This window comes from Haloarcula halobia (assembly GCF_029338255.1).
Lineage (GTDB): Archaea > Halobacteriota > Halobacteria > Halobacteriales > Haloarculaceae > Haloarcula > Haloarcula halobia.
In genome coordinates, this window is sequence record NZ_CP119787.1 from 638713 (window position 1) to 655397 (window position 16685).

A 16685-nucleotide genomic window follows, 5' to 3' on the forward strand; every position below is an offset into this window, starting at 1 on the left:
GGTGTCGGTTTCGCTCCCGCTCAGACGACCTGCTCGCCGTCGTCGTCGTAGACGGCGATGGCGTCGACCGGACAGGCCCGCGCGGCGAACTTCGCGTCCAGTTCGGCTCCCTCGGGCACCTCGCGGACGAAGACGTCGTCCTCGCGCTCCTCGCTGTCGGTCAGCACCGCCTTGCCGGCGTCCTCGTCTTTCTCGAAGGCGTCCCACTCCGCGACGCACTGGAACATCCCGATGCAGGTGTCCCAGTCGTACTCGATGCGCATGGCGGGCGTTGGGCGGTCACGGCCAAAGGCGTTCCCCTCAGCTGGCTCTGTGACGGTATGCCGTCTCGCAGTATTCTCGGCGATATCTCCCCGACGGAACACTTCCACTCCGGAGTGCGACAGTTTAAATCGCGGGACGGTCCTAACGGGTGGTAATGGACGTCGCGGACCTGCCGGGTGTGCCCGACTGGTTGCCCGAGCACCTGCGTGCGGACGGTATCGAGGAGCTGTATCCACCGCAGGCCGAGGCCGTCGAGGCGGGCGTCACGGAGGGCGAGAACATCGTCGCCGCCATCCCGACGGCGAGCGGCAAGACGCTGGTCGCCGAGCTGGCGATGCTCTCGTCGGTCGCCCGCGGCGGGACGGCGCTCTATATCGTCCCGCTCCGGGCGCTGGCCAGCGAGAAGCAGGCCGAGTTCGAACAGTTCGAGCAGTACGGACTGGACGTGGGCGTCTCCACGGGCAACTACGAGTCCGACGGCGGGTGGCTCGGCGACAAGGACGTCGTCGTCGCCACCAGCGAGAAGGTCGACTCGCTCGTGCGGAACGACGCGCCCTGGATAGACGAACTCACCTGCGTCGTCAGCGACGAGGTCCACCTCGTCGACGACGGCAACCGGGGGCCGACGCTCGAGGTCACCCTCGCCAAGCTCCGCCGGCTGAACCCCGACTTACAGACGGTGGCGCTGTCGGCGACCATCGGCAACGCCGGCGAACTCGCCGCGTGGCTGGACGCCGAACTCGTCGATTCGGACTGGCGCCCCATCGACCTCCAGAAAGGGGTCCACTACGGGCAGGCGCTCCACCTGGAGGACGGCAGCCAGCGCCGCCTCGCGGTACAGAACAACGAGAAGCCGACCGCGGCCATCGTCCGCGACACGCTACAGGACGAGTACGACGAGGACGGCGACCTGGTCGAGACGGGCGGGTCGACGCTCGTCTTCGTCAACTCCCGCCGGAACGCCGAGGCCGCCGCGGGCCGGCTCGGGAGCACCGTCAGCCCGCACCTCGCGGCCGACGAGCAGGCCCAGCTCGCCGACGTGGCCGACGAGATACGCGACGTCAGCGACACCGAGACCAGTGACGACCTGGCCGACGCCGTCGCCCAGGGCGCGGCCTTCCACCACGCCGGGCTCGCCCGCGGCCACCGCGAACTGGTCGAGCAGGCCTTCCGCGACCGCCTCGTGAAGGTCGTCTGTGCGACCCCGACGCTGGCGGCGGGCGTCAACACGCCCTCGCGCCGGGTCGTCGTCCGGGACTGGCGGCGCTACGACGGGACGGCGGGCGGGATGCAACCCCTGTCGGTGCTGGAGGTCCACCAGATGATGGGCCGGGCCGGCCGGCCGGGCCTGGACCCCTACGGCGAGGCCGTGCTCATCGCCAACAGCCACGACGAACTCGACGAGCTGTTCGAGCGCTACGTCTGGGCCGACCCCGAACCCGTCCGCTCGAAACTGGCTGCCGAACCCGCCCTGCGGACCCACATCCTCGCGACCGTGGCGTCTGGCTTTGCCCGCTCACGAACTGGCCTGCTCGAGTTCCTCGAGGAGACGCTCTACGCCAGCCAGACCGACGAGAGCGGGCGGCTCGAGCGGGTGACCGACGACGTGCTGACCTACCTCGAGCGCAACGGCTTTTTAGAAATCGATGGCGGTAGCGAGGCGCTCCGCGCCCCGGACTGGTCGAGCGGCGACGAGCCGCGAGACATCGAACTCGACGCGACGTCGCTCGGTCACACCGTCTCCTCGCTGTACCTGGACCCGATGAGCGCCGCCGAGATCATCGACGGGTTGCGCGACTGGAAGCGCTCGGCGGGGACGACGAGCAGCGAGCCAGCGGATCCCGAGGGCGGGTTCACGACCGCCAGCGAACTCGCAGAGGAGCACGCCGAGGCGGCCGATGCCGACCCCGGCGAGATCTCGGCGCTCGGGCTCTACCACCTGGTCTCGCGAACGCCGGACATGTACGAACTGTACCTCCGGTCGGGCGACCGCGAGGAGTACGAGATGGAACTGTACGAGCGCGAGGACGAGTTACTGGGTCCGACGCCCTCCGAATTCGAGGACGACCGGTTCGAGGACTGGCTCGCGGCGCTGAAGACCGCGCGCTTGCTCGAAGACTGGGCGACAGAGGTCGACGAGGAGACCATCACCGAGCGCTACGGCGTCGGCCCGGGCGACATCCGCGGGAAGGTCGAGACCGCCCAGTGGCTCCTGGGGGCGGCCGAGTCGCTGGCCGGCGAGGTCGACCTGGACGCCGCCCGCGCCATCAGCGAGGCCCGCATCCGCGTCGAACACGGCGTCCGCGAGGAACTGGTCGACCTGGCTGGCGTCCGGGGCGTCGGTCGCAAGCGCGCCCGGCGGCTCTTCGAGGCCGGCATCGACGACCGCGCGACGCTCCGGGACGCCGAGAAACCGGTCGTCCTGGCGGCACTCCGGGGACGCCGACAGACCGCCGAGAACGTCCTCGAGAACGCCGGCCACCGCGACCCGTCGATGGAGGGCGTCGAACCCGACCCAGACGTGACCGTCGTCGATACGGGCCGGGCGGACGACCCCGACGACCCCGACGAGACCGCCGAGGACCAGTCGAGCCTGGGTGATTTCTGATGCAGGTGGTCGAGGGCGAGGCGACCATCGAGGACGTCGGCGAGTTCGTGGCCGCGCTGACCGACGTCGGCGACCGTCACGACGTGACCGTCCAGGCGTTCGACGCCCGCTACGTGGTCGACCGCGCCCACCTCGTTCGGGCCGTCGAACTCGCCGAGCGTGCCCGCGAGCGCGACGATACCATCGCCGACGACTTCGGCGTCGAGATACTGCTGTACGCGGCGGGTCGCCGGCAGATAGACCGCGCGCTCCGGATGGGCGTCGGCGAGGGGGAGTGTCCGGTGGTCGCCGTCGTGGTGGGTGACGACGTGACCGACGAGTCGGCGGCCGCCACCGACCTGCGTGATCTGCTCTCGCCGGCCGAGACGCTCGGCGACTACGACGCGGCGCTCGTTCGCGACTTCTTCGACGTGACCGACACGGAACTCGCCGCGACCGAGGGGACGCTGGCCGACGCCGTGCGCGAGCGGGTGGCGATGCTGCCCGTCGAGAAATAGCTACTTCTCGCGGTCCAGCGCCACCAGCACGCCCCTGACGTTCATCGCCGTCTCGGCCTTCGCCTTCCGTTCGCCCCAGACGGCCGGCGTCTCGACCGGGTCGACGAAGTGCTCGACGACGGCCTCGTCGTCGCCCAGTTCCGCGCGTTGCTCCTCGATAGCCGCGACCCACTCGGTCAGGATGTCCGCGTACGTCTCGAGCCGGTCGCCGGTCGGTGCCGGCCCGAAGTGGGCGTACAGCAGCGTCTCGGGGTCGAGATCCCGGATCATCGCCAGGTCGTCGAGCGCCTGTTCCAGGTCGAAGTTGACCGGGGGGCTCGTGACGTGGAGCTCGCCGGACGAGGGCGTGTAGATGCCGGCGGCGTCGCCGGTGAACACGGCGTCGATAGCCGCGTCGTGGAAGACGACCTGGTGTGGGGCGTGGCCCGGCGCGTGGCGGGCCTCGAGTTCCCGGTCGCCGAGGGAGACGGTGTCGCCGTCGGTGAGCTCGACGATGCGGTCTTCGGGCACCGGCTCTGGCTCGGTGTAGAACTCGAACTGGTCGCCGACCGCCCCCTTCGTGCCCTCCCAGAGCAGGTCGGGATCGACGAGGTGGCGCGCGCCGATCTCGTGGACGTACACTGTCGCGTTCGGGCACGCCTCGGCGAGGAAGCCCGCACCCCCGGCGTGGTCCAGGTGCACGTGCGTGACGGCGACGACCTCCAGTTCTTCGGGGGCGATGCCCACGTCGGCCATCGTATCGAGGACCCGCTCGTAGTTCGTCCCGATTCCGGTGTCGACCACCGCGGGCCGCTCGGTGTCCAGCACGTAGACGGACCCGTACTCGGGGACGTCGTACATCCCCGTATCGACGTAGTAGATGTCGGTACAGTCGCCGACCGTCGCCTCGTAGACGTCGCCGATTGCCATACTACGGGTCGGGTCCGGTGGGCGCAAAACCGTTGTGCTACCTGCTCGGTTCGACAATTCTGTGTCTCTGGCCGTTCGCCGCGACACCCTCGACGCTGGACGACACCGCGCTCCACCACGCACACCAGGACCGACACGCCTAATTTCCGCCATCGAGAACCGACGTCCATGTTATCGAGACAGTTCGTCCGGGAGCACCCCGAGACGGTCCGGGACGCCATCGAGCGCAAGGGCGTGACCGGCGTCGACCTCGAGGAGATCCTGGCGGTCGACGAGGAGTGGCGCGAGCTGAAGGCGAGCGGCGACGGGTTGCGCCAGGAGCGCAACGAGGTCTCGAAGAAGATCGGCCAGCTCAAACAGGAGGGCAAGGAGGAAGCGGCCCAGGAGGCAATCGAGCGCTCACAGGAGCTCAAGGCCGAACTCCAGGACGTCGAGGAGCGGGCCGACGAACTGGAGGCCAAGCTGGAGCAGGCCCTGCTCGAGCTCCCGAACGTCCCCCACGAGTCGGTGCCCACCGGCGAGGACGAGCGCGATAACGTCGAGCGCTACCGCGAGGGCTTCGAGGACCTGCGTGCCCTGCCCGACGACGTGATTCCCCACTACGACCTCGGCGAGGAACTCGACATCCTTGACTTCGAGCGCGGCGCGAAGGTCACCGGCGGCGGCTACCAGTTCGTCAAGGGCGAGGGCGCGCTGCTGGAACACGCGCTGATCCAGTTCATGCTCGACGTCCACCGCGAGCAGGGCTACTCCGACATCCTGCCGCCGATCCCGATCAACTCCGCGTCGATGGAGGGGACCGGCCAGCTCCCCAAGTTCGACGAGGACGCCTACCGCGTCGGCGCGCGCCAGGACGACGACATCGACGAGGACGACCTGTGGTTGCTGCCGACCGCTGAGGTGCCGGTCACCAACATGTACCGCGACGAGATCATGCTGGACGACGACCTGCCGATCAAGCACCAGGCGTTCTCGCCGAACTTCCGGCGTGAGGCCGGCGAACACGGCACCGAGACGAGGGGCTACGTCCGCGTCCACCAGTTCCACAAGGTCGAACTCGTCAACTTCGTGCGCCCCGAGGACAGCTACGACCGACTCGAGTCGCTACTCGAGGAGGCCGCCGAGGTGCTCGACCGCCTCGAACTCCCCTACCGTGTGCTGGACATGTGCACCGGCGACATGGGCTTCACGCAGGCCAAGAAGTACGACATCGAGGTGTGGGCTCCCGGCGACGACATGGAAGACGGCCCCGAGCGCGGCGGCCGCTGGCTGGAAGTCTCCTCGGTCTCGAACTTCGAGGACTTCCAGGCGCGTCGCGCCGGCCTGCGCTACCGCCCGGAGCGCCACGAGTCCGCCCAGTACCTCCACACGCTCAACGGCTCCGGGCTGGCGGTCCCGCGGGTGCTCGTGGCGATTCTGGAGTACTACCAGAACGAGGACGGCACCGTGACCGTCCCCGAGGCGCTCCGGCCGTACATGAACGGGCAGGAGCGTATCGAGGGACAGGACCCGGTCGGCGAGAGCGCCGTCGGTGCGGGCGAGAAAGAGTAGTGTCAGTCGTCGGCGACGGCCCGGTGGGCCGGGAGGTCGGCGACCCGCCGACAGATGTGTTTGACCTGGGGGAGCGTCGTGGCCGGCAGCGTCCGCAGCCCGAACCACCCGACGTCGTCGATACCCTCGCCCCGGTCGGGCGTCGGGTCCGACAGCAGCGAGCAGTCGAAGACGGTGTACAGCGACACCGTCGACGCCAGGCTCTCGTGGACGTAACAGAACTGGGCGCGCGCCGTCCCGACGTGGGCCCGGCAGTGTAACTCCTCGCGGAGCTCCCGGACCAGCCCGTCTTCGGGGGCCTCGTGGGGGTGGACGCCGCCGCCAGGGAGCGTCCAGAACGGCTGGCCGTCCGCGTGGCGTTCCCGGACCAGCAGGACCTTCGCCGCGGACGTCACCAGCGCCTTCGCACCGGTCCGGTACCGGTACTGTCCGGACTCGCGCGCTGTCTCGCCGTCCCGGAGGGTGGTCGACGGGTTCGTCATGCACTCTAACGAGGCTCCCGTCGTGAATAAATAGACGCCGCCTAAACCGGTAGCGTCGGCCTTCGGTGCGGCGTCGAAACCGCCGCCTCGGGCGCCGGTGCCCGCTCGGCGTGGCATCGTACCCTGAGTCTCTCGCGGGAGTATATTACTCTTCGGCAGACGGTGCCTACCGCGGTGGTAGTCACCCGGTGTAGGTCTCGATGCGGGCGATGCGGTCGCCGTCGAACGCGAAGACGTCGACGAAGCACACGAGCGTCTCGCCGTCGGCGCCTACGAGCCGGCCCCGGACCACGACGTCGGTCCCGTCCTCGGCCGGGACGTAGACGCCCTCGAGCGGGTGGGTCGTGTCGGTCCGTGGGCGCTCGTCGCGCATGAACCGGACGAACCGGTCCCGGCTCTCGATGGTCCGGTCGGGGCGGTCGTGGACGAACTCGGACGTCAGCAGGTCCGCAAGCGCCCCGTAGTCTCCGGCGTCTATCGCCCGATAGTACGCCCGGGCGCGGCCGACCGGCGTCATCGCGGCCTCCGAATCACGGGTCGTCCCGCCCGGTCGACCCGCCGGTGTCGGGCCGGTCCCGCGTCCGGTCGTCGTTCGCGTCGCCGTCCGCGCCCGGTTCGCTGGCTTCCACTTCCGCGTGTATCGCCGCCAGTTCCTCGTCGTCGATGGCGTCGTCGCCGTCCTCGCCGGCCGCGTCGCTGTCCGTCGCCCCGTGATCGTCCGCGGTCGCCGTCGCCCCGTCGACCTCGGCGTCGATGTCGACGTTCAGGGTCGCCGGCGTGCCGTCCTCGGCGTCCGGGAGCACGTCCCCAGTCGACCCCTGCTTCGGGTCCGTGCCGTCCGGCGGCCACTGGTCGGGGTCCGGGGGGTCGCGGTAGTCGCGGGCCGACTCGAGGCGGCGTTCCGCGTCTTCGCGGAGCGTCCGCCCGGCCATGCCGTTGCCACTGGAGTACTGGTTGGCCGCCCGTGCGAGCCAGTCAGCGGCCTGGTACAGCGCGTCTGCCTTGGTCCGGGCGCCGTCGTAGAGGGTCTCGAGGTCCGGATCGTCGACGAACCGGACCGCCGTGTCGAAGTGGTCCTCGGCGGCCGCGAACTCGTCGCGGGCCTGCTGGAAGTCGCCCTGAGCGAGCAGCCACTCGGACTCGTTGAACGACCCCATCGCGGCGGTGAACGCGCGCCGCCCTTCGGTGTAGTGGGCGTGGCCGACCCGGTAGCGGGCGAAGGCGACGTCGTCGCCGCCCGTCTCGCCGATGGCGTCTTTCACGCCCTCGAGGTCCGGGCGGCGACTCGGGTCGCTCGTCGACCACGTGTACGCGACGACCCCGTCGTGGTCGACGACGACGACGGCACGCTCGAGGAGATGTTGCCCCAGGTCGTCGACGACGTCGACGCCGTACCGGCGAGCCACCTCGCGGTCGGTGTCGGCGAGCAACGGCATCGTCAGGTCGTAGGCGTCGGCGAAGGCCCGGTGGCTGTAGACCGAGTCGGGGCTGATGCCCAGGACGGTGACGTCCTTCTGTACGGTGAACAGGTCCAGCTCCTCGAGGCCGCTGGACTGGTCGTCACAGGCCGGGTTGAAAGCGCCCGGGATGAACGCCAGGACCACCACGTCCTCGCCGAGGTACTCCTCGAGTGCCACCTGGCGGAACGACCCGTCTACCAGCGCCGGCAGTTCGAACCGCGGCGCCCTGGCCCCCTCTTCAAGCACACCGGATTGTTGCTGGCATGGTACTTAAGCGTGGGTGTCAGGTCCCCCCGCTGGACCGTGCCGAGGTGCTTTTGTCCGCCGGTGTGCTAGCCCGGATGTGGAACTTCACGTCCGCTACGAGGGCGACGACGACCCGAAGAAGTGCAGCGCCCGCAAGCTCGCCCGGTTCGACCTGGCGGAGCTGCACCGCGCGACGCGGTCGACGCCCCCGGGCGTCGTCCTCAACCCATTCGCGGACCGGGCGCTGTCGCCGGCCGACCGCGCTGACCCCGGCGACGGCGCCCGACACGACCGGCTGGTCGCGCTGGACTGCTCCTCGGAGACCGCCGAGCGCGAGGCGTTCGACCTCCAGGGAATCCACCGCTCGCTGCCCTTTCTGGTCGCGGCCAACCCGGTCAACTACGGGACGCCCTTCCAGCTGAATACCGTCGAGGCCTTCGCCGGCGCGCTCTGTATCCTCGGGGAGCGCCAGCAGGCCGAGGACATCCTCTCGAAGTTCTCCTGGGGCCACACCTTCCTCGAGCTGAACGAGGAACCGCTGCGGCGCTACGCGGACTGCGCGGACTCGACTGACGTCGTCGCGGTCCAGGACGACTACCTCGAAGCGGAGTGATCAGCGCGTCGGGACCTTCTCGTTGAGCGGCGCTTCACAGTACGGACAGGCCTCCCGGGCGTACACCTCGAAGGCGTCCTCGATGAACTCGCCGCAGTTCTGACACCGCATGGTGTCTGGTACCACGCGCGAGTTCTTGTAGATGTGCCGTCACTACTCAGGGCCGCCGAAGCCGACGCCGATGCCCCGCGGGTCGGCCGGCGGGGCGAGCGGACTCGTCGGCAGGTCCGGCGCGGGGTCGGGGTCGTTGTAGCCCCCCGGGGCGACGTCGTTGGGCGAGTCCGGGTAGCACAGCGACGCCAGCGCCTGGATGTGGTCGCGGCCGACGTCGAGCTCGAACTGGCCGCCGCCGTACAGGTCGATGCCCTCACGCTCGCAGTACGCGATGGTCTCGAGCACCGACTCGACGGTCCCACAGCGCGAGGGCTTCATGTTCAGCCACTCGGGTTCGAACGGCAGCGCCTCGATGCTCTCGACGCCGGTTATCGGGACGTCCCACGTCACCCGGTCCTCGTGACCCTCGAAGATGGGGCGGATGCCCGCCGTCAGGTTCGGGTCCTCGACGAGCGCCGACGGGAAGCCGTCGACGACCCGCCGGTAGAACACCGGGTCCGGGTCGCTGGCCACCCGCTCGTCCTCGTAGAGTCCCTTCATGTCGACGACGCGGACGTCGTACTCGGCCAGTTCGGCGATGAGGATATCGTCCCAGTCGGGTGTCGGGTCGAGTTTGAACGCCACGTCCGCGTGGATTGACTGTAGCGTCGCGAGGCGGTCGGCAGATGGGGCCTCGTCGCTCTCGGGGTCCGAGAGGCGCGTGGAGGCGACGAAGGTCACGGGGTCGTAGGTCCGCCCCAGCGCCGCCCCCAGGGAGGTGTCGGCCTGCTGCAGCGCCAGGTCGAGGGCCGCGCTCTCGAAGCCCCACCGCCGGTAGTGGCGGAAGCGGTCCTCCTCGGGCGGGTCGGGCCACAGGGCCACGTCGTCGAGGTGGTCGGAGAACGACTCGAGCGTGTACTCGCCGGCCAGGTCGACGTCGTCGGCGTGACTCGCAAGCGAGTAGTGGGCCTCGTTCGTGTAGGTGACGTCCTCGCCACGGCCCGTCTCGCCGGCCCCCGAGAGCGAGATGGTCGTCGAGGCCCGGTCGAAGCCACTGGAGGTCGCCCGCTCCTGAACGTCGACACGACAGGCCTCGACGGTCAGCGGCAGGTCGGCCACGCGGTCGTACATGTCTCCTCCGAGAACTCGCACCTTGAAAACACCGCGGGTGTGACGGGTCGTCGCGTGGACTGAAGAGATTCGGGTCGTGGACAGCCAGAAAACCCCCGGGCGCTCGGCTACTGCGACTCGCTGCGCTCCTCTCTCACTTCCCCCGTCGCGGTGCTCTCGTCGCCCGCCGTCCCGGAGCAAGCCAGGGCATTCTGGCTGTTCGCGCCCACACTGTCTGCGTCAAACGGTGCGACGCCGGGAGCCGACGCTGTTTTGTCGGGGGTGTCCGTAGCCGACGTGTGACCGGGGTCGACGAGTGGACGGCGCTGCTCGCCGAGGCGGGGGAACTCACCCCCGAGGCAGTGTCACGTCTCGTCGACGTCCACGGCGACCGGGGCCAGCGCGCCATCGAGGCCGTCGGCGAGGGCCGGGTGAAAGGCTACCGGGACTTCACCGTCGTCGTCGGCCACGACGACGAGTACATCGTCGAGGACGGCGGCTGTACCTGTGCCGACAGCGAGTACAACTTGGACGCCGACGACCCCGACCAGCTGTGCTGGCACGCCATCGCCGTCCGCGTCGCCGAGGCCATCGACGCCGTCGACGAACACGACATGTGGTACTCCGACGTCAGGGATTTCCTATAGTACCTTTTTGCTTCGGGGGGTGTCCTCGCTCGCTGCGCTCGCTGCGGGCACCCCCGCTCGCAAAAATCTACGCTAAAAAGGGCCGGAATCGCCGCTCGCGGCGATTCCGGTGAAACCGCGCCGTCGGCGCGGTATGCTCGCACTTCGGGCCTGCCCTCCCCCGCCGGCGCGCCACAGAGGGCGCGCCCGGCCACCGCACCGCTACCGCACCGCGACCGCACCGCTACCGCTGGTCGACACAGTAGTCGACGAAGTTCCGGAGGATACGTAGGCCCGTCTCGCCGGACTTCTCGGGGTGGAACTGGGTCCCGAAGACGTTGCCGGCCTCGTTGGCGACGATCGAGGCGAAGTCGACGTCGTAGTCGGTGGTGGCGACGACCGCCTGCTCGTCGTCGGGGACGGCGTAGTACGAGTGGACGAAGTAGGCGTACTGGCCGTCGACGGAACCGCCGGTTCCGTCTGCCCGTGGGGTCTTCGACCCCACGCTGTCGACGCCCTCGACGAGCGGGTGGTCGCGCTGGACGTCGAGTTCGTTCCAGCCCATGTGGGGGACCGTCTGGTCGCGCGAGAAGCGGACGTTCTTCCCGGGCACGAGGTCTAGGCCCTCGGCGTCGCCCTGGCCGGCGTGGTCGGCCTCCTCGCTCGTGGTCAGGAGCATCTGCATCCCGAGACAGATACCGAAGAGCGGCGTGCCCGCCTCGGCCTGTTCGACCAGCGTCTCGCGGAACGGGCCGGCGTTCTCCATCCCCTCGGAGAAGGCCCCGACGCCGGGGAGGACGATGCCGTCGGCCCGCGCGAACTCCGCGGGGTCCTCGGAGAGGGTCACCTCGGCGCCGGCCCGCTCCAGGCCGCGCGTGACGCTCCGGAGGTTCCCGAGCCCGTAGTCGACGACGACCACCTCCGCGGCGGTCTGTCTGGCGTTCATGGGAGGGGATACGAAAACGGAGGCTAAGTGGCTTCCCCTTCGGACAGATTTCGCGGGTAGTGGCGGCGCGGTGGCCGGGCGCGCGTTCCGTCGCGCGCCGGCGGGGAAGGGCAGGCCCGCACCACGAGCATACCGCGCCGGAGGCGCGGTTTCACCGGACGCGAGCAGCGAGGTCACTCCGTGACCTCGTAAGCGAACGGCGCGAAGCGCCGTGAGCGAGTGAGCGTCCGGCAGTTTTTCCCCACGTTTTTGCAAGCGGGGGTGCCCGCAGCGAGCGAAGCGAGCGAGGACACCCCCCGCAGTAAAAAGTGGTCGTCAAAAAGTGGTCTAGTAGTCCCCGAGCCGTCGCTGCCCGCTCTCGTCGTCGGTGAAATCGGCGGCTTTCGCGAGCGTGTCGGCGAAGGTGTCCTTCTGGCCGGGGTCGTACAGCGTGGCTGCCGGGTGGACACAGACGAGGACGCGCCGCGGCGACCCGGCGATGGCGACGTCGTGGACGGTGCCGGCTTCGCCGGTCACCGCGACGTCCCGGTCCAGCAGGTGCTGGGCGGGTACCTTCCCCAGGGTGACGACGACCTCGGGGTCGACGCGGTCGATCTCGGTCTCCAGGTACTCGCGGCAGTTCGCGAGTTCGTCCGTGTGGGGGTCGCGGTTGTCCGGCGGGCGACAGCGCACGCAGTTAGTGATGCGAACGTCGCCACGGTCCAGGCCCACGTCCCGGAGCGTCTCGTCGAGTACGTCGCCGCTGCGCCCGACGAACGGTTCGCCCTGCTCGTCCTCGTTCGCGCCGGGGGCCTCGCCGACGAACAGGAGGTCCGCGTCCGCGGGCCCGACGCCGTTGACGATCCGCGAGCGCGACTCGCACAGTGCCGCGCAGCGCTCACAGTCGACGACGTCGAGGCCGTCCATCCGAGTCATACCGGCCGTTCGCGTCCGGGAGTATCAAACGCGGCGGTCCCGGCGAGCGGGCGGCAGTCAGTCGGCGTCGACCAGGCCACGGGCCGCCAGTCGCGCGACCCGGAGCGGTTCCGGGCGGCCGCCCTCGGGCGTGAACGCCCGGACCACGTCGGCGGCCTCGTCGTCGGCCAGGCCCACCGCGCGGACGTACACCGTCTCGTCGTTGACCGTGAGGGGATGGCGCTCGGGCTGGGCGCGGTAGGTCGAGAGACGGTCGGCGACGGTCTCGGGGTCGTCGAAGGCCTCCTCGATGGCCGACTCGAGCCCCGGCGAGGCTTCGAAGGTGACCGAGACGACGGGCAGGTCGGTCTCGTCGTGGATGCGACGGAGGTCCAGAAGGTTGAACCACGCCGGGGCGATGCCCGACAGCAGGAGGTACTGGACGTCCTCGCGGTCCAGTCGGTCGACCATCATACAGACGGCCCTGGTCGCGTCGCTCCCGCCGACGGTGCAGGTGTCGAAGACGAACCCGTCGACGATGCGGCTCGCGCGGACGACGACGCCCGCGAGGTGGCTGGTCTCTCCCCGGAACGATTCGGCGACGCCGAGGGCTCTGACCCCGGCTTTCACGTATTGCGGTCTTCTTTGATGTCCTTCAGGCGGTCGAGAAGTTCGTCGTTCGATGCGGTAAACTCGTACTCGACGTCACCCTCGTGGGTGTTCTCCGCGGCGTCGAGTCCGTCCTCGTCGTCGAAGTCGGTGTCGTACTCCTGGTTTTCCTGTTCCGACTCGTCGTAGCTCCCAAACCCCATGATACGTGTGAATCTATGTCGTTGACGCCCAAAAATGAATCGCCCGAATATCACGATTGATTAGTATAGATTCCGCACCGTCGATCGGCGGCAAGCCGCTTCAGCGTGACTCTGGCGCCTCGACGTTGCGGTTGCCGGCGTAGGCGTCGGCTCCCTCCGACGGGGTCGCCCACCGGACGGCGTTGTCGAGCACCTGCTGGACGTCCTCGCGGTGGTAGATTGGATAGGTCTCGTGGCCGGGTCGGAAGTAGAATATCCGACCGCGGCCCCGCCGGAAGCAACAGCCGCTGCGGAACACCTCGCCGCCCTCGAACCAGGAGGTGAAGACGAGGCGGTCGGGTTCGGGGATACCGAAGGGTTCGCCGTACGTCTCGGCCTCGTCGAAGACCAGCGCGTCGTCCAGCCCGTCGGCGATGGGGTGGCCGGGATCGACGACCCACAGGCGCTCGCGCTCGTCGCCCTCGCGCCAGGTGAGGTCACAGGGCGTCCCCAGGAGGCGCTTGAACGGCTTCGAGGCGTGGGCCGAGTGGAGCACGATGAGGCCCATCCCCTCGTGGACGCGTTCGGCGACCCGCTCGACCACCTCGTCGTCGACCTCGTGGTGGGCGGCGTGGCCCCACCAGACCAGGACGTCGGTGTCCTCGAGTACCGCCTCGGTGAGCCCGTGGTCGGGCTCCTCGAGCGTGGCCGTCCGGGTGCCGTGGCCCCGGTCGGCCAGCGCGTCGGCGATGACGGTGTGGATGCCGTCGGGATAAATCTCGGCGACGGCGTCGTCTTCTCGCTCGTGGACGAACTCGTTCCAGACGGTGACGGAGACCATGGTCGTGCTGTGAGCGGGCGGGGCCTAAACCTGCCGCCGGCGACCGGGGACACACTGAAACGGGCCGCGGCCCACGACACCCACATGGAAGTCCACAACGTCACCGCCGACGCCGAGACGTTCACCTGCAACGCGTACCTCGCACTCGGCGAACAGACAGTACTCGTCGACGCGGGCGCGATGGACGGCGTCGTCGACGTGATTCGCGAACACACCGACGCGCTCGACGCCGTCGTCCTGACCCACCAGCACGGCGACCACGTCCAGCAGCTCGACGCCGTCCTGGACGCGTTCGAGGCCGACCTGTACGCCTACGCTACGCACCCGCGCCGGACCCACGAACTCGCGGCCGGCGATACGGTCACGGTCGGCGACGAGGCCTGCGAGGTGGTCTCCACGCCCGGCCACGCCGACGACCACGTCTCGCTGGTCTCGGACCGGTCGCTGTTCTCGGGCGACGTGGTCGTCCACGACGACGGCGCGTTCGAGGGCGGCTCCTTCGGCCGCACCGACCGGCCCGGGCAGTCACGCGAACGGCTCATCGAGAGCATCCGCGAGTTGCTCGACCGGATGCCGGAGGGGGTCGAACACATGTACGCCGGCCACGGGGGCGTCTTCCACGGCGACGTGCGGGCAATCGTCGAGCGCGCGCTCGAACGGGCCGAACGCCGCGAGCCGAAGTACCCCGACGAGTGAGCCAGCGCCGCCGCTGGTCGGTCGGCGCGACGGCAGAACCCCAACGGCGCGGTTACGCGTTCCGAACTTCCTTCGCCTTCGGGCGGAGGTTGCCGTAGCCGCACTTGCGGCACTGCTCGGCGCGCTGGGGGTTGCGGGCGTTACAGCGCATGCAGATCTGCTTGTTCAGGAGTCGGTCTGACGCAGCCTCGAAACTAGCCATGCCTGCCGGTTGCCCGTGCGTGCGTTTAAGTTTTGAGTTTCCGCTCGCCGTGGCGTTGGCCGTAGCTGTAAGTCCCCTGCAGAGCCGGAACGATTGTCGCGAACGTACACATAGTCGCCGGCCCACGTCGCCGGAAGGGTAAACACGGAGGGCGCGCAGGTTGGACCATGGCTGCCAGCATCCCCTGGCTCGCCGTGGGGTCGTTCGCGTCGGGGCTGGGCTCGCTCTACCTGCTCGCCCAGCTGCGCGAGCATCGGGGGAAACCGGGCGCGGACTGGTTCGTCGCGACCATCGTGACCATCACGGTGTGGTGCGTCGCGGCCGGCGTCGGCGCGCTGGTGTTCGACCCGGCGATCCGTCTGGCCCTGGAGATGGTCGTCTGGCTCTGTCTGACCTGGATCGGCGTTTTCTTCCTGGCGTTCGCGCTGGGCTATACGGGCCGGACGGGCCTGCTCGAAGGGTGGGGCTTCCGGGCCGGGGTGGCCATCCCGCTGGCGACGTCGGCGCTGATCGTGACGAACCCGCTGCACGGCCTCCTCTGGGAGGGGTTCCAGGTCGTCGGGTCACTGGGTGGTGCGGCCGCCGAGTACGCGATCTTGCCCGCCGGACACGTCGCCGTCCTCGTCGCGATGCTGTTTGTCAGTTTCGGCACGCTGCTGGTCTTCGACACCGTCGTCAGTTACGGGCCGCTCTACCGGCGCGAGGCGGTGGCGGTCGGGCTGAGTCCGATTCCGCCGGGCGTCGCGTTGCTGGCCTGGGCGGGCGGTATCGGCCCGGCGGCGAACCTCACGACGCTGTTCTTCCTGCCACACATCGCGCTGGACACCTACGCATTCGTCCGCAGCGACATGTTCGAGTTCCACCCGGCGACCCGCCGGGCGGGCGAGCGGGCGGCCATCGACGACATCGCGACGCCGGTGGCCATCGTCGACGTCGACGGCCGGGTGGTCAACCTCAATCCCGCCGCCGAGGGGATGCTCGCGATGGACAAGCGGGCGGCGCTGACCCGGTCCCTGGGTAACCTGCTCGACGGGGACGCCGTCAGCGCCGACGGCGAACCGGACCGAGTGACCGTCGAGAACGGCGGGTCGCCACGCGAGTTCAAGCTCGAGCAGACGGAACTGCGCGACGAGGGTGGCACCCAACTGGGCTACACCGTCGTCTTCCAGGACGTCACCGACGAGATCCGCCGCGAGCGGCGACTCGAGGTCCTCAACCGGTTTCTCAGGCACAACGTCCGCAACGAGGGCGTGGTCATCCAGGCGCGGGCGGCGTTGCTCGCCGAGGACCTGACCGGCGACCACGCCGCCCACGCCGAGACCATCGGGGCCGCCGTGGACCGACTCGTCGAGTCGGGGGCGAAGGCCCGGACGCTCTCGGAGGTGGGTGCCGACGACGAGGCGCTGGTGTCGGTCGACCTCCATCGCTCGGTCACCGCCGTCGTCGACGGCCTGGCCGACGAGCACGGGGGCGAGGTCACGGTGTCGGTGCCCGAGACGCTCTCGCTGACGACCCAGCCCGACCTGCTCGACGTGGTGGTCGAGAACCTCGTCGAGAACGCCCTGGCGCACGTCGACGATCCGGCGGTGACCGTCGGGGCGATGACCGACGGTGACGAGGTCGTCCTCACGGTCAGCGACGACGGCCCGGGCGTGCCGGACCACGAACGCGCGGTCCTCGAGCGCGGGCGCGAGACCGACCTGGCCCACGGCAGCGGCATGGGCCTGTGGCTGGTCTGCTGGGCGACGACCGCCCTGGGCGGGACCCTTTCCTTGGACACGAGCGACGGGACGACGGCGACGGTCAGGCTGCCGCGGGACAGGACCACCGGCGAGCGGTAGACGGAGCGATGGCTG

Annotated in this window: 19 protein-coding genes; 7 read left to right on the forward strand and 12 right to left on the reverse strand. The window is 69.5% G+C overall.

Annotated elements, in window-relative coordinates:
- Window positions 1-20: 20 nt before the first annotated feature.
- Window positions 21-263, reverse strand: coding sequence for a ferredoxin (locus P1K88_RS03355; protein WP_276412543.1), 243 nt, complete (start codon window positions 261-263; stop codon window positions 21-23).
- A 155-nt stretch (window positions 264-418) separates the two neighbouring features.
- Here P1K88_RS03355 and P1K88_RS03360 point away from each other — a divergent pair, with 155 nt between their 5' ends.
- The gene (locus tag P1K88_RS03360; RefSeq protein ID WP_276412545.1) at window positions 419-2872 is read left to right on the forward strand and encodes an ATP-dependent DNA helicase; all 2454 of its coding nucleotides are present in this window, start codon (window positions 419-421) and stop codon (window positions 2870-2872) included.
- A complete protein-coding gene (gene cgi121 / locus P1K88_RS03365) occupies window positions 2872-3369 on the forward strand; it encodes a KEOPS complex subunit Cgi121 (protein WP_276412546.1) in 498 nt (165 codons plus the stop codon). The genes P1K88_RS03360 and cgi121 overlap by 1 nt, the downstream gene beginning before the upstream one ends.
- Here cgi121 and P1K88_RS03370 read toward each other — a convergent pair whose 3' ends face one another.
- Entirely contained in the window at window positions 3370-4278 is a 909-nt protein-coding gene (locus P1K88_RS03370; protein WP_276412548.1) for an MBL fold metallo-hydrolase, read from the reverse strand.
- Between the two features lie 168 nt (window positions 4279-4446).
- On the opposite strand from P1K88_RS03370, the gene serS reads away from it, so the two are divergent.
- Window positions 4447-5829 (forward strand): serine--tRNA ligase, encoded by a 1383-nt coding sequence (gene serS / locus P1K88_RS03375; protein ID WP_276412551.1) that lies wholly within the window; start codon window positions 4447-4449, stop codon window positions 5827-5829.
- 2 nt (window positions 5830-5831) lie between these two features.
- Here the strand turns inward: serS and P1K88_RS03380 are convergent, their stop codons facing one another.
- The 3 genes from P1K88_RS03380 to P1K88_RS03390 form a co-directional block, all read right to left on the reverse strand.
- Window positions 5832-6311, reverse strand: coding sequence for an NUDIX hydrolase (locus P1K88_RS03380; RefSeq protein WP_276412553.1), 480 nt, complete (start codon window positions 6309-6311; stop codon window positions 5832-5834).
- A gap of 181 nt (window positions 6312-6492) precedes the next feature.
- Window positions 6493-6828 carry a nuclear transport factor 2 family protein gene (locus tag P1K88_RS03385; protein WP_276412557.1) on the reverse strand — a complete coding sequence of 112 codons (336 nt, stop codon included), beginning with the start codon at window positions 6826-6828 and terminating at the stop codon, window positions 6493-6495.
- Between the two features lie 13 nt (window positions 6829-6841).
- Complete coding sequence (locus P1K88_RS03390; RefSeq protein WP_379786662.1) at window positions 6842-8017, reverse strand: peroxiredoxin family protein; 1176 nt, start codon at window positions 8015-8017, stop codon at window positions 6842-6844.
- A 97-nt stretch (window positions 8018-8114) separates the two neighbouring features.
- Here P1K88_RS03390 and P1K88_RS03395 point away from each other — a divergent pair, with 97 nt between their 5' ends.
- Window positions 8115-8630, forward strand: a complete 516-nt coding sequence (locus P1K88_RS03395) for a DUF367 family protein (protein WP_276412559.1) — start codon at window positions 8115-8117, stop codon at window positions 8628-8630.
- Window positions 8631-8783: 153 nt separating this feature from the next.
- Here P1K88_RS03395 and P1K88_RS03400 read toward each other — a convergent pair whose 3' ends face one another.
- Window positions 8784-9854 (reverse strand): enolase-like domain-containing protein, encoded by a 1071-nt coding sequence (locus tag P1K88_RS03400; protein ID WP_276412560.1) that lies wholly within the window; start codon window positions 9852-9854, stop codon window positions 8784-8786.
- A gap of 278 nt (window positions 9855-10132) precedes the next feature.
- On the opposite strand from P1K88_RS03400, the gene P1K88_RS03405 reads away from it, so the two are divergent.
- Window positions 10133-10480 (forward strand): hypothetical protein, encoded by a 348-nt coding sequence (locus tag P1K88_RS03405; RefSeq protein WP_276412562.1) that lies wholly within the window; start codon window positions 10133-10135, stop codon window positions 10478-10480.
- 223 nt (window positions 10481-10703) lie between these two features.
- Here the strand turns inward: P1K88_RS03405 and hisH are convergent, their stop codons facing one another.
- From hisH to P1K88_RS03430, 5 genes are all read right to left on the reverse strand, one after another.
- A complete protein-coding gene (gene hisH / locus P1K88_RS03410) occupies window positions 10704-11405 on the reverse strand; it encodes an imidazole glycerol phosphate synthase subunit HisH (RefSeq protein WP_276412564.1) in 702 nt (233 codons plus the stop codon).
- A 327-nt stretch (window positions 11406-11732) separates the two neighbouring features.
- Complete coding sequence (locus P1K88_RS03415; protein WP_276412566.1) at window positions 11733-12320, reverse strand: uracil-DNA glycosylase; 588 nt, start codon at window positions 12318-12320, stop codon at window positions 11733-11735.
- 57 nt (window positions 12321-12377) lie between these two features.
- On the reverse strand, window positions 12378-12929 hold the full coding sequence (locus P1K88_RS03420; protein ID WP_276412567.1) for an endonuclease dU: 552 nt from the start codon (window positions 12927-12929) through the stop codon (window positions 12378-12380).
- Window positions 12926-13111 (reverse strand): DUF5786 family protein, encoded by a 186-nt coding sequence (locus P1K88_RS03425; RefSeq protein WP_276275973.1) that lies wholly within the window; start codon window positions 13109-13111, stop codon window positions 12926-12928. Before P1K88_RS03425 ends, P1K88_RS03420 begins: the two co-directional genes overlap by 4 nt.
- 100 nt (window positions 13112-13211) lie before the next feature.
- Window positions 13212-13931 carry a ThuA domain-containing protein gene (locus P1K88_RS03430; protein ID WP_276412569.1) on the reverse strand — a complete coding sequence of 240 codons (720 nt, stop codon included), beginning with the start codon at window positions 13929-13931 and terminating at the stop codon, window positions 13212-13214.
- Between the two features lie 84 nt (window positions 13932-14015).
- Here P1K88_RS03430 and P1K88_RS03435 point away from each other — a divergent pair, with 84 nt between their 5' ends.
- On the forward strand, window positions 14016-14627 hold the full coding sequence (locus P1K88_RS03435) for an MBL fold metallo-hydrolase (protein WP_276412570.1): 612 nt from the start codon (window positions 14016-14018) through the stop codon (window positions 14625-14627).
- A 52-nt stretch (window positions 14628-14679) separates the two neighbouring features.
- On the opposite strand, the gene P1K88_RS03440 is transcribed toward P1K88_RS03435, so the two are convergent.
- Window positions 14680-14829, reverse strand: coding sequence for a 50S ribosomal protein L40e (locus tag P1K88_RS03440; protein WP_276297305.1), 150 nt, complete (start codon window positions 14827-14829; stop codon window positions 14680-14682).
- Between the two features lie 167 nt (window positions 14830-14996).
- Here P1K88_RS03440 and P1K88_RS03445 point away from each other — a divergent pair, with 167 nt between their 5' ends.
- The gene (locus tag P1K88_RS03445; protein ID WP_276412572.1) at window positions 14997-16670 is read left to right on the forward strand and encodes a histidine kinase N-terminal 7TM domain-containing protein; all 1674 of its coding nucleotides are present in this window, start codon (window positions 14997-14999) and stop codon (window positions 16668-16670) included.
- Window positions 16671-16685: the final 15 nt, after the last annotated feature.

Excerpts from the sequence above, each read along its gene's own strand:
- P1K88_RS03370 (WP_276412548.1), bottom strand. The coding sequence starts at position 4,278 with ATGGCAATCGGCGACGTCTACGAGGCGACGGTCGGCGACTGTACCGAC.
- P1K88_RS03430 (WP_276412569.1), bottom strand. The coding sequence starts at position 13,931 with ATGGTCTCCGTCACCGTCTGGAACGAGTTCGTCCACGAGCGAGAAGAC.
- P1K88_RS03425 (WP_276275973.1), bottom strand. The coding sequence starts at position 13,111 with ATGGGGTTTGGGAGCTACGACGAGTCGGAACAGGAAAACCAGGAGTAC.
- P1K88_RS03360 (WP_276412545.1), top strand. The coding sequence starts at position 419 with ATGGACGTCGCGGACCTGCCGGGTGTGCCCGACTGGTTGCCCGAGCAC.
- cgi121 (WP_276412546.1), top strand. The coding sequence starts at position 2,872 with ATGCAGGTGGTCGAGGGCGAGGCGACCATCGAGGACGTCGGCGAGTTC.
- P1K88_RS03355 (WP_276412543.1), bottom strand. The coding sequence starts at position 263 with ATGCGCATCGAGTACGACTGGGACACCTGCATCGGGATGTTCCAGTGC.
- P1K88_RS03385 (WP_276412557.1), bottom strand. The coding sequence starts at position 6,828 with ATGACGCCGGTCGGCCGCGCCCGGGCGTACTATCGGGCGATAGACGCC.
- P1K88_RS03445 (WP_276412572.1), top strand. The coding sequence starts at position 14,997 with ATGGCTGCCAGCATCCCCTGGCTCGCCGTGGGGTCGTTCGCGTCGGGG.
- P1K88_RS03440 (WP_276297305.1), bottom strand. The coding sequence starts at position 14,829 with ATGGCTAGTTTCGAGGCTGCGTCAGACCGACTCCTGAACAAGCAGATC.
- hisH (WP_276412564.1), bottom strand. The coding sequence starts at position 11,405 with ATGAACGCCAGACAGACCGCCGCGGAGGTGGTCGTCGTCGACTACGGG.
- P1K88_RS03415 (WP_276412566.1), bottom strand. The coding sequence starts at position 12,320 with ATGACTCGGATGGACGGCCTCGACGTCGTCGACTGTGAGCGCTGCGCG.
- P1K88_RS03400 (WP_276412560.1), bottom strand. The coding sequence starts at position 9,854 with ATGTACGACCGCGTGGCCGACCTGCCGCTGACCGTCGAGGCCTGTCGT.
- P1K88_RS03435 (WP_276412570.1), top strand. The coding sequence starts at position 14,016 with ATGGAAGTCCACAACGTCACCGCCGACGCCGAGACGTTCACCTGCAAC.
- serS (WP_276412551.1), top strand. The coding sequence starts at position 4,447 with ATGTTATCGAGACAGTTCGTCCGGGAGCACCCCGAGACGGTCCGGGAC.
- P1K88_RS03380 (WP_276412553.1), bottom strand. The coding sequence starts at position 6,311 with ATGACGAACCCGTCGACCACCCTCCGGGACGGCGAGACAGCGCGCGAG.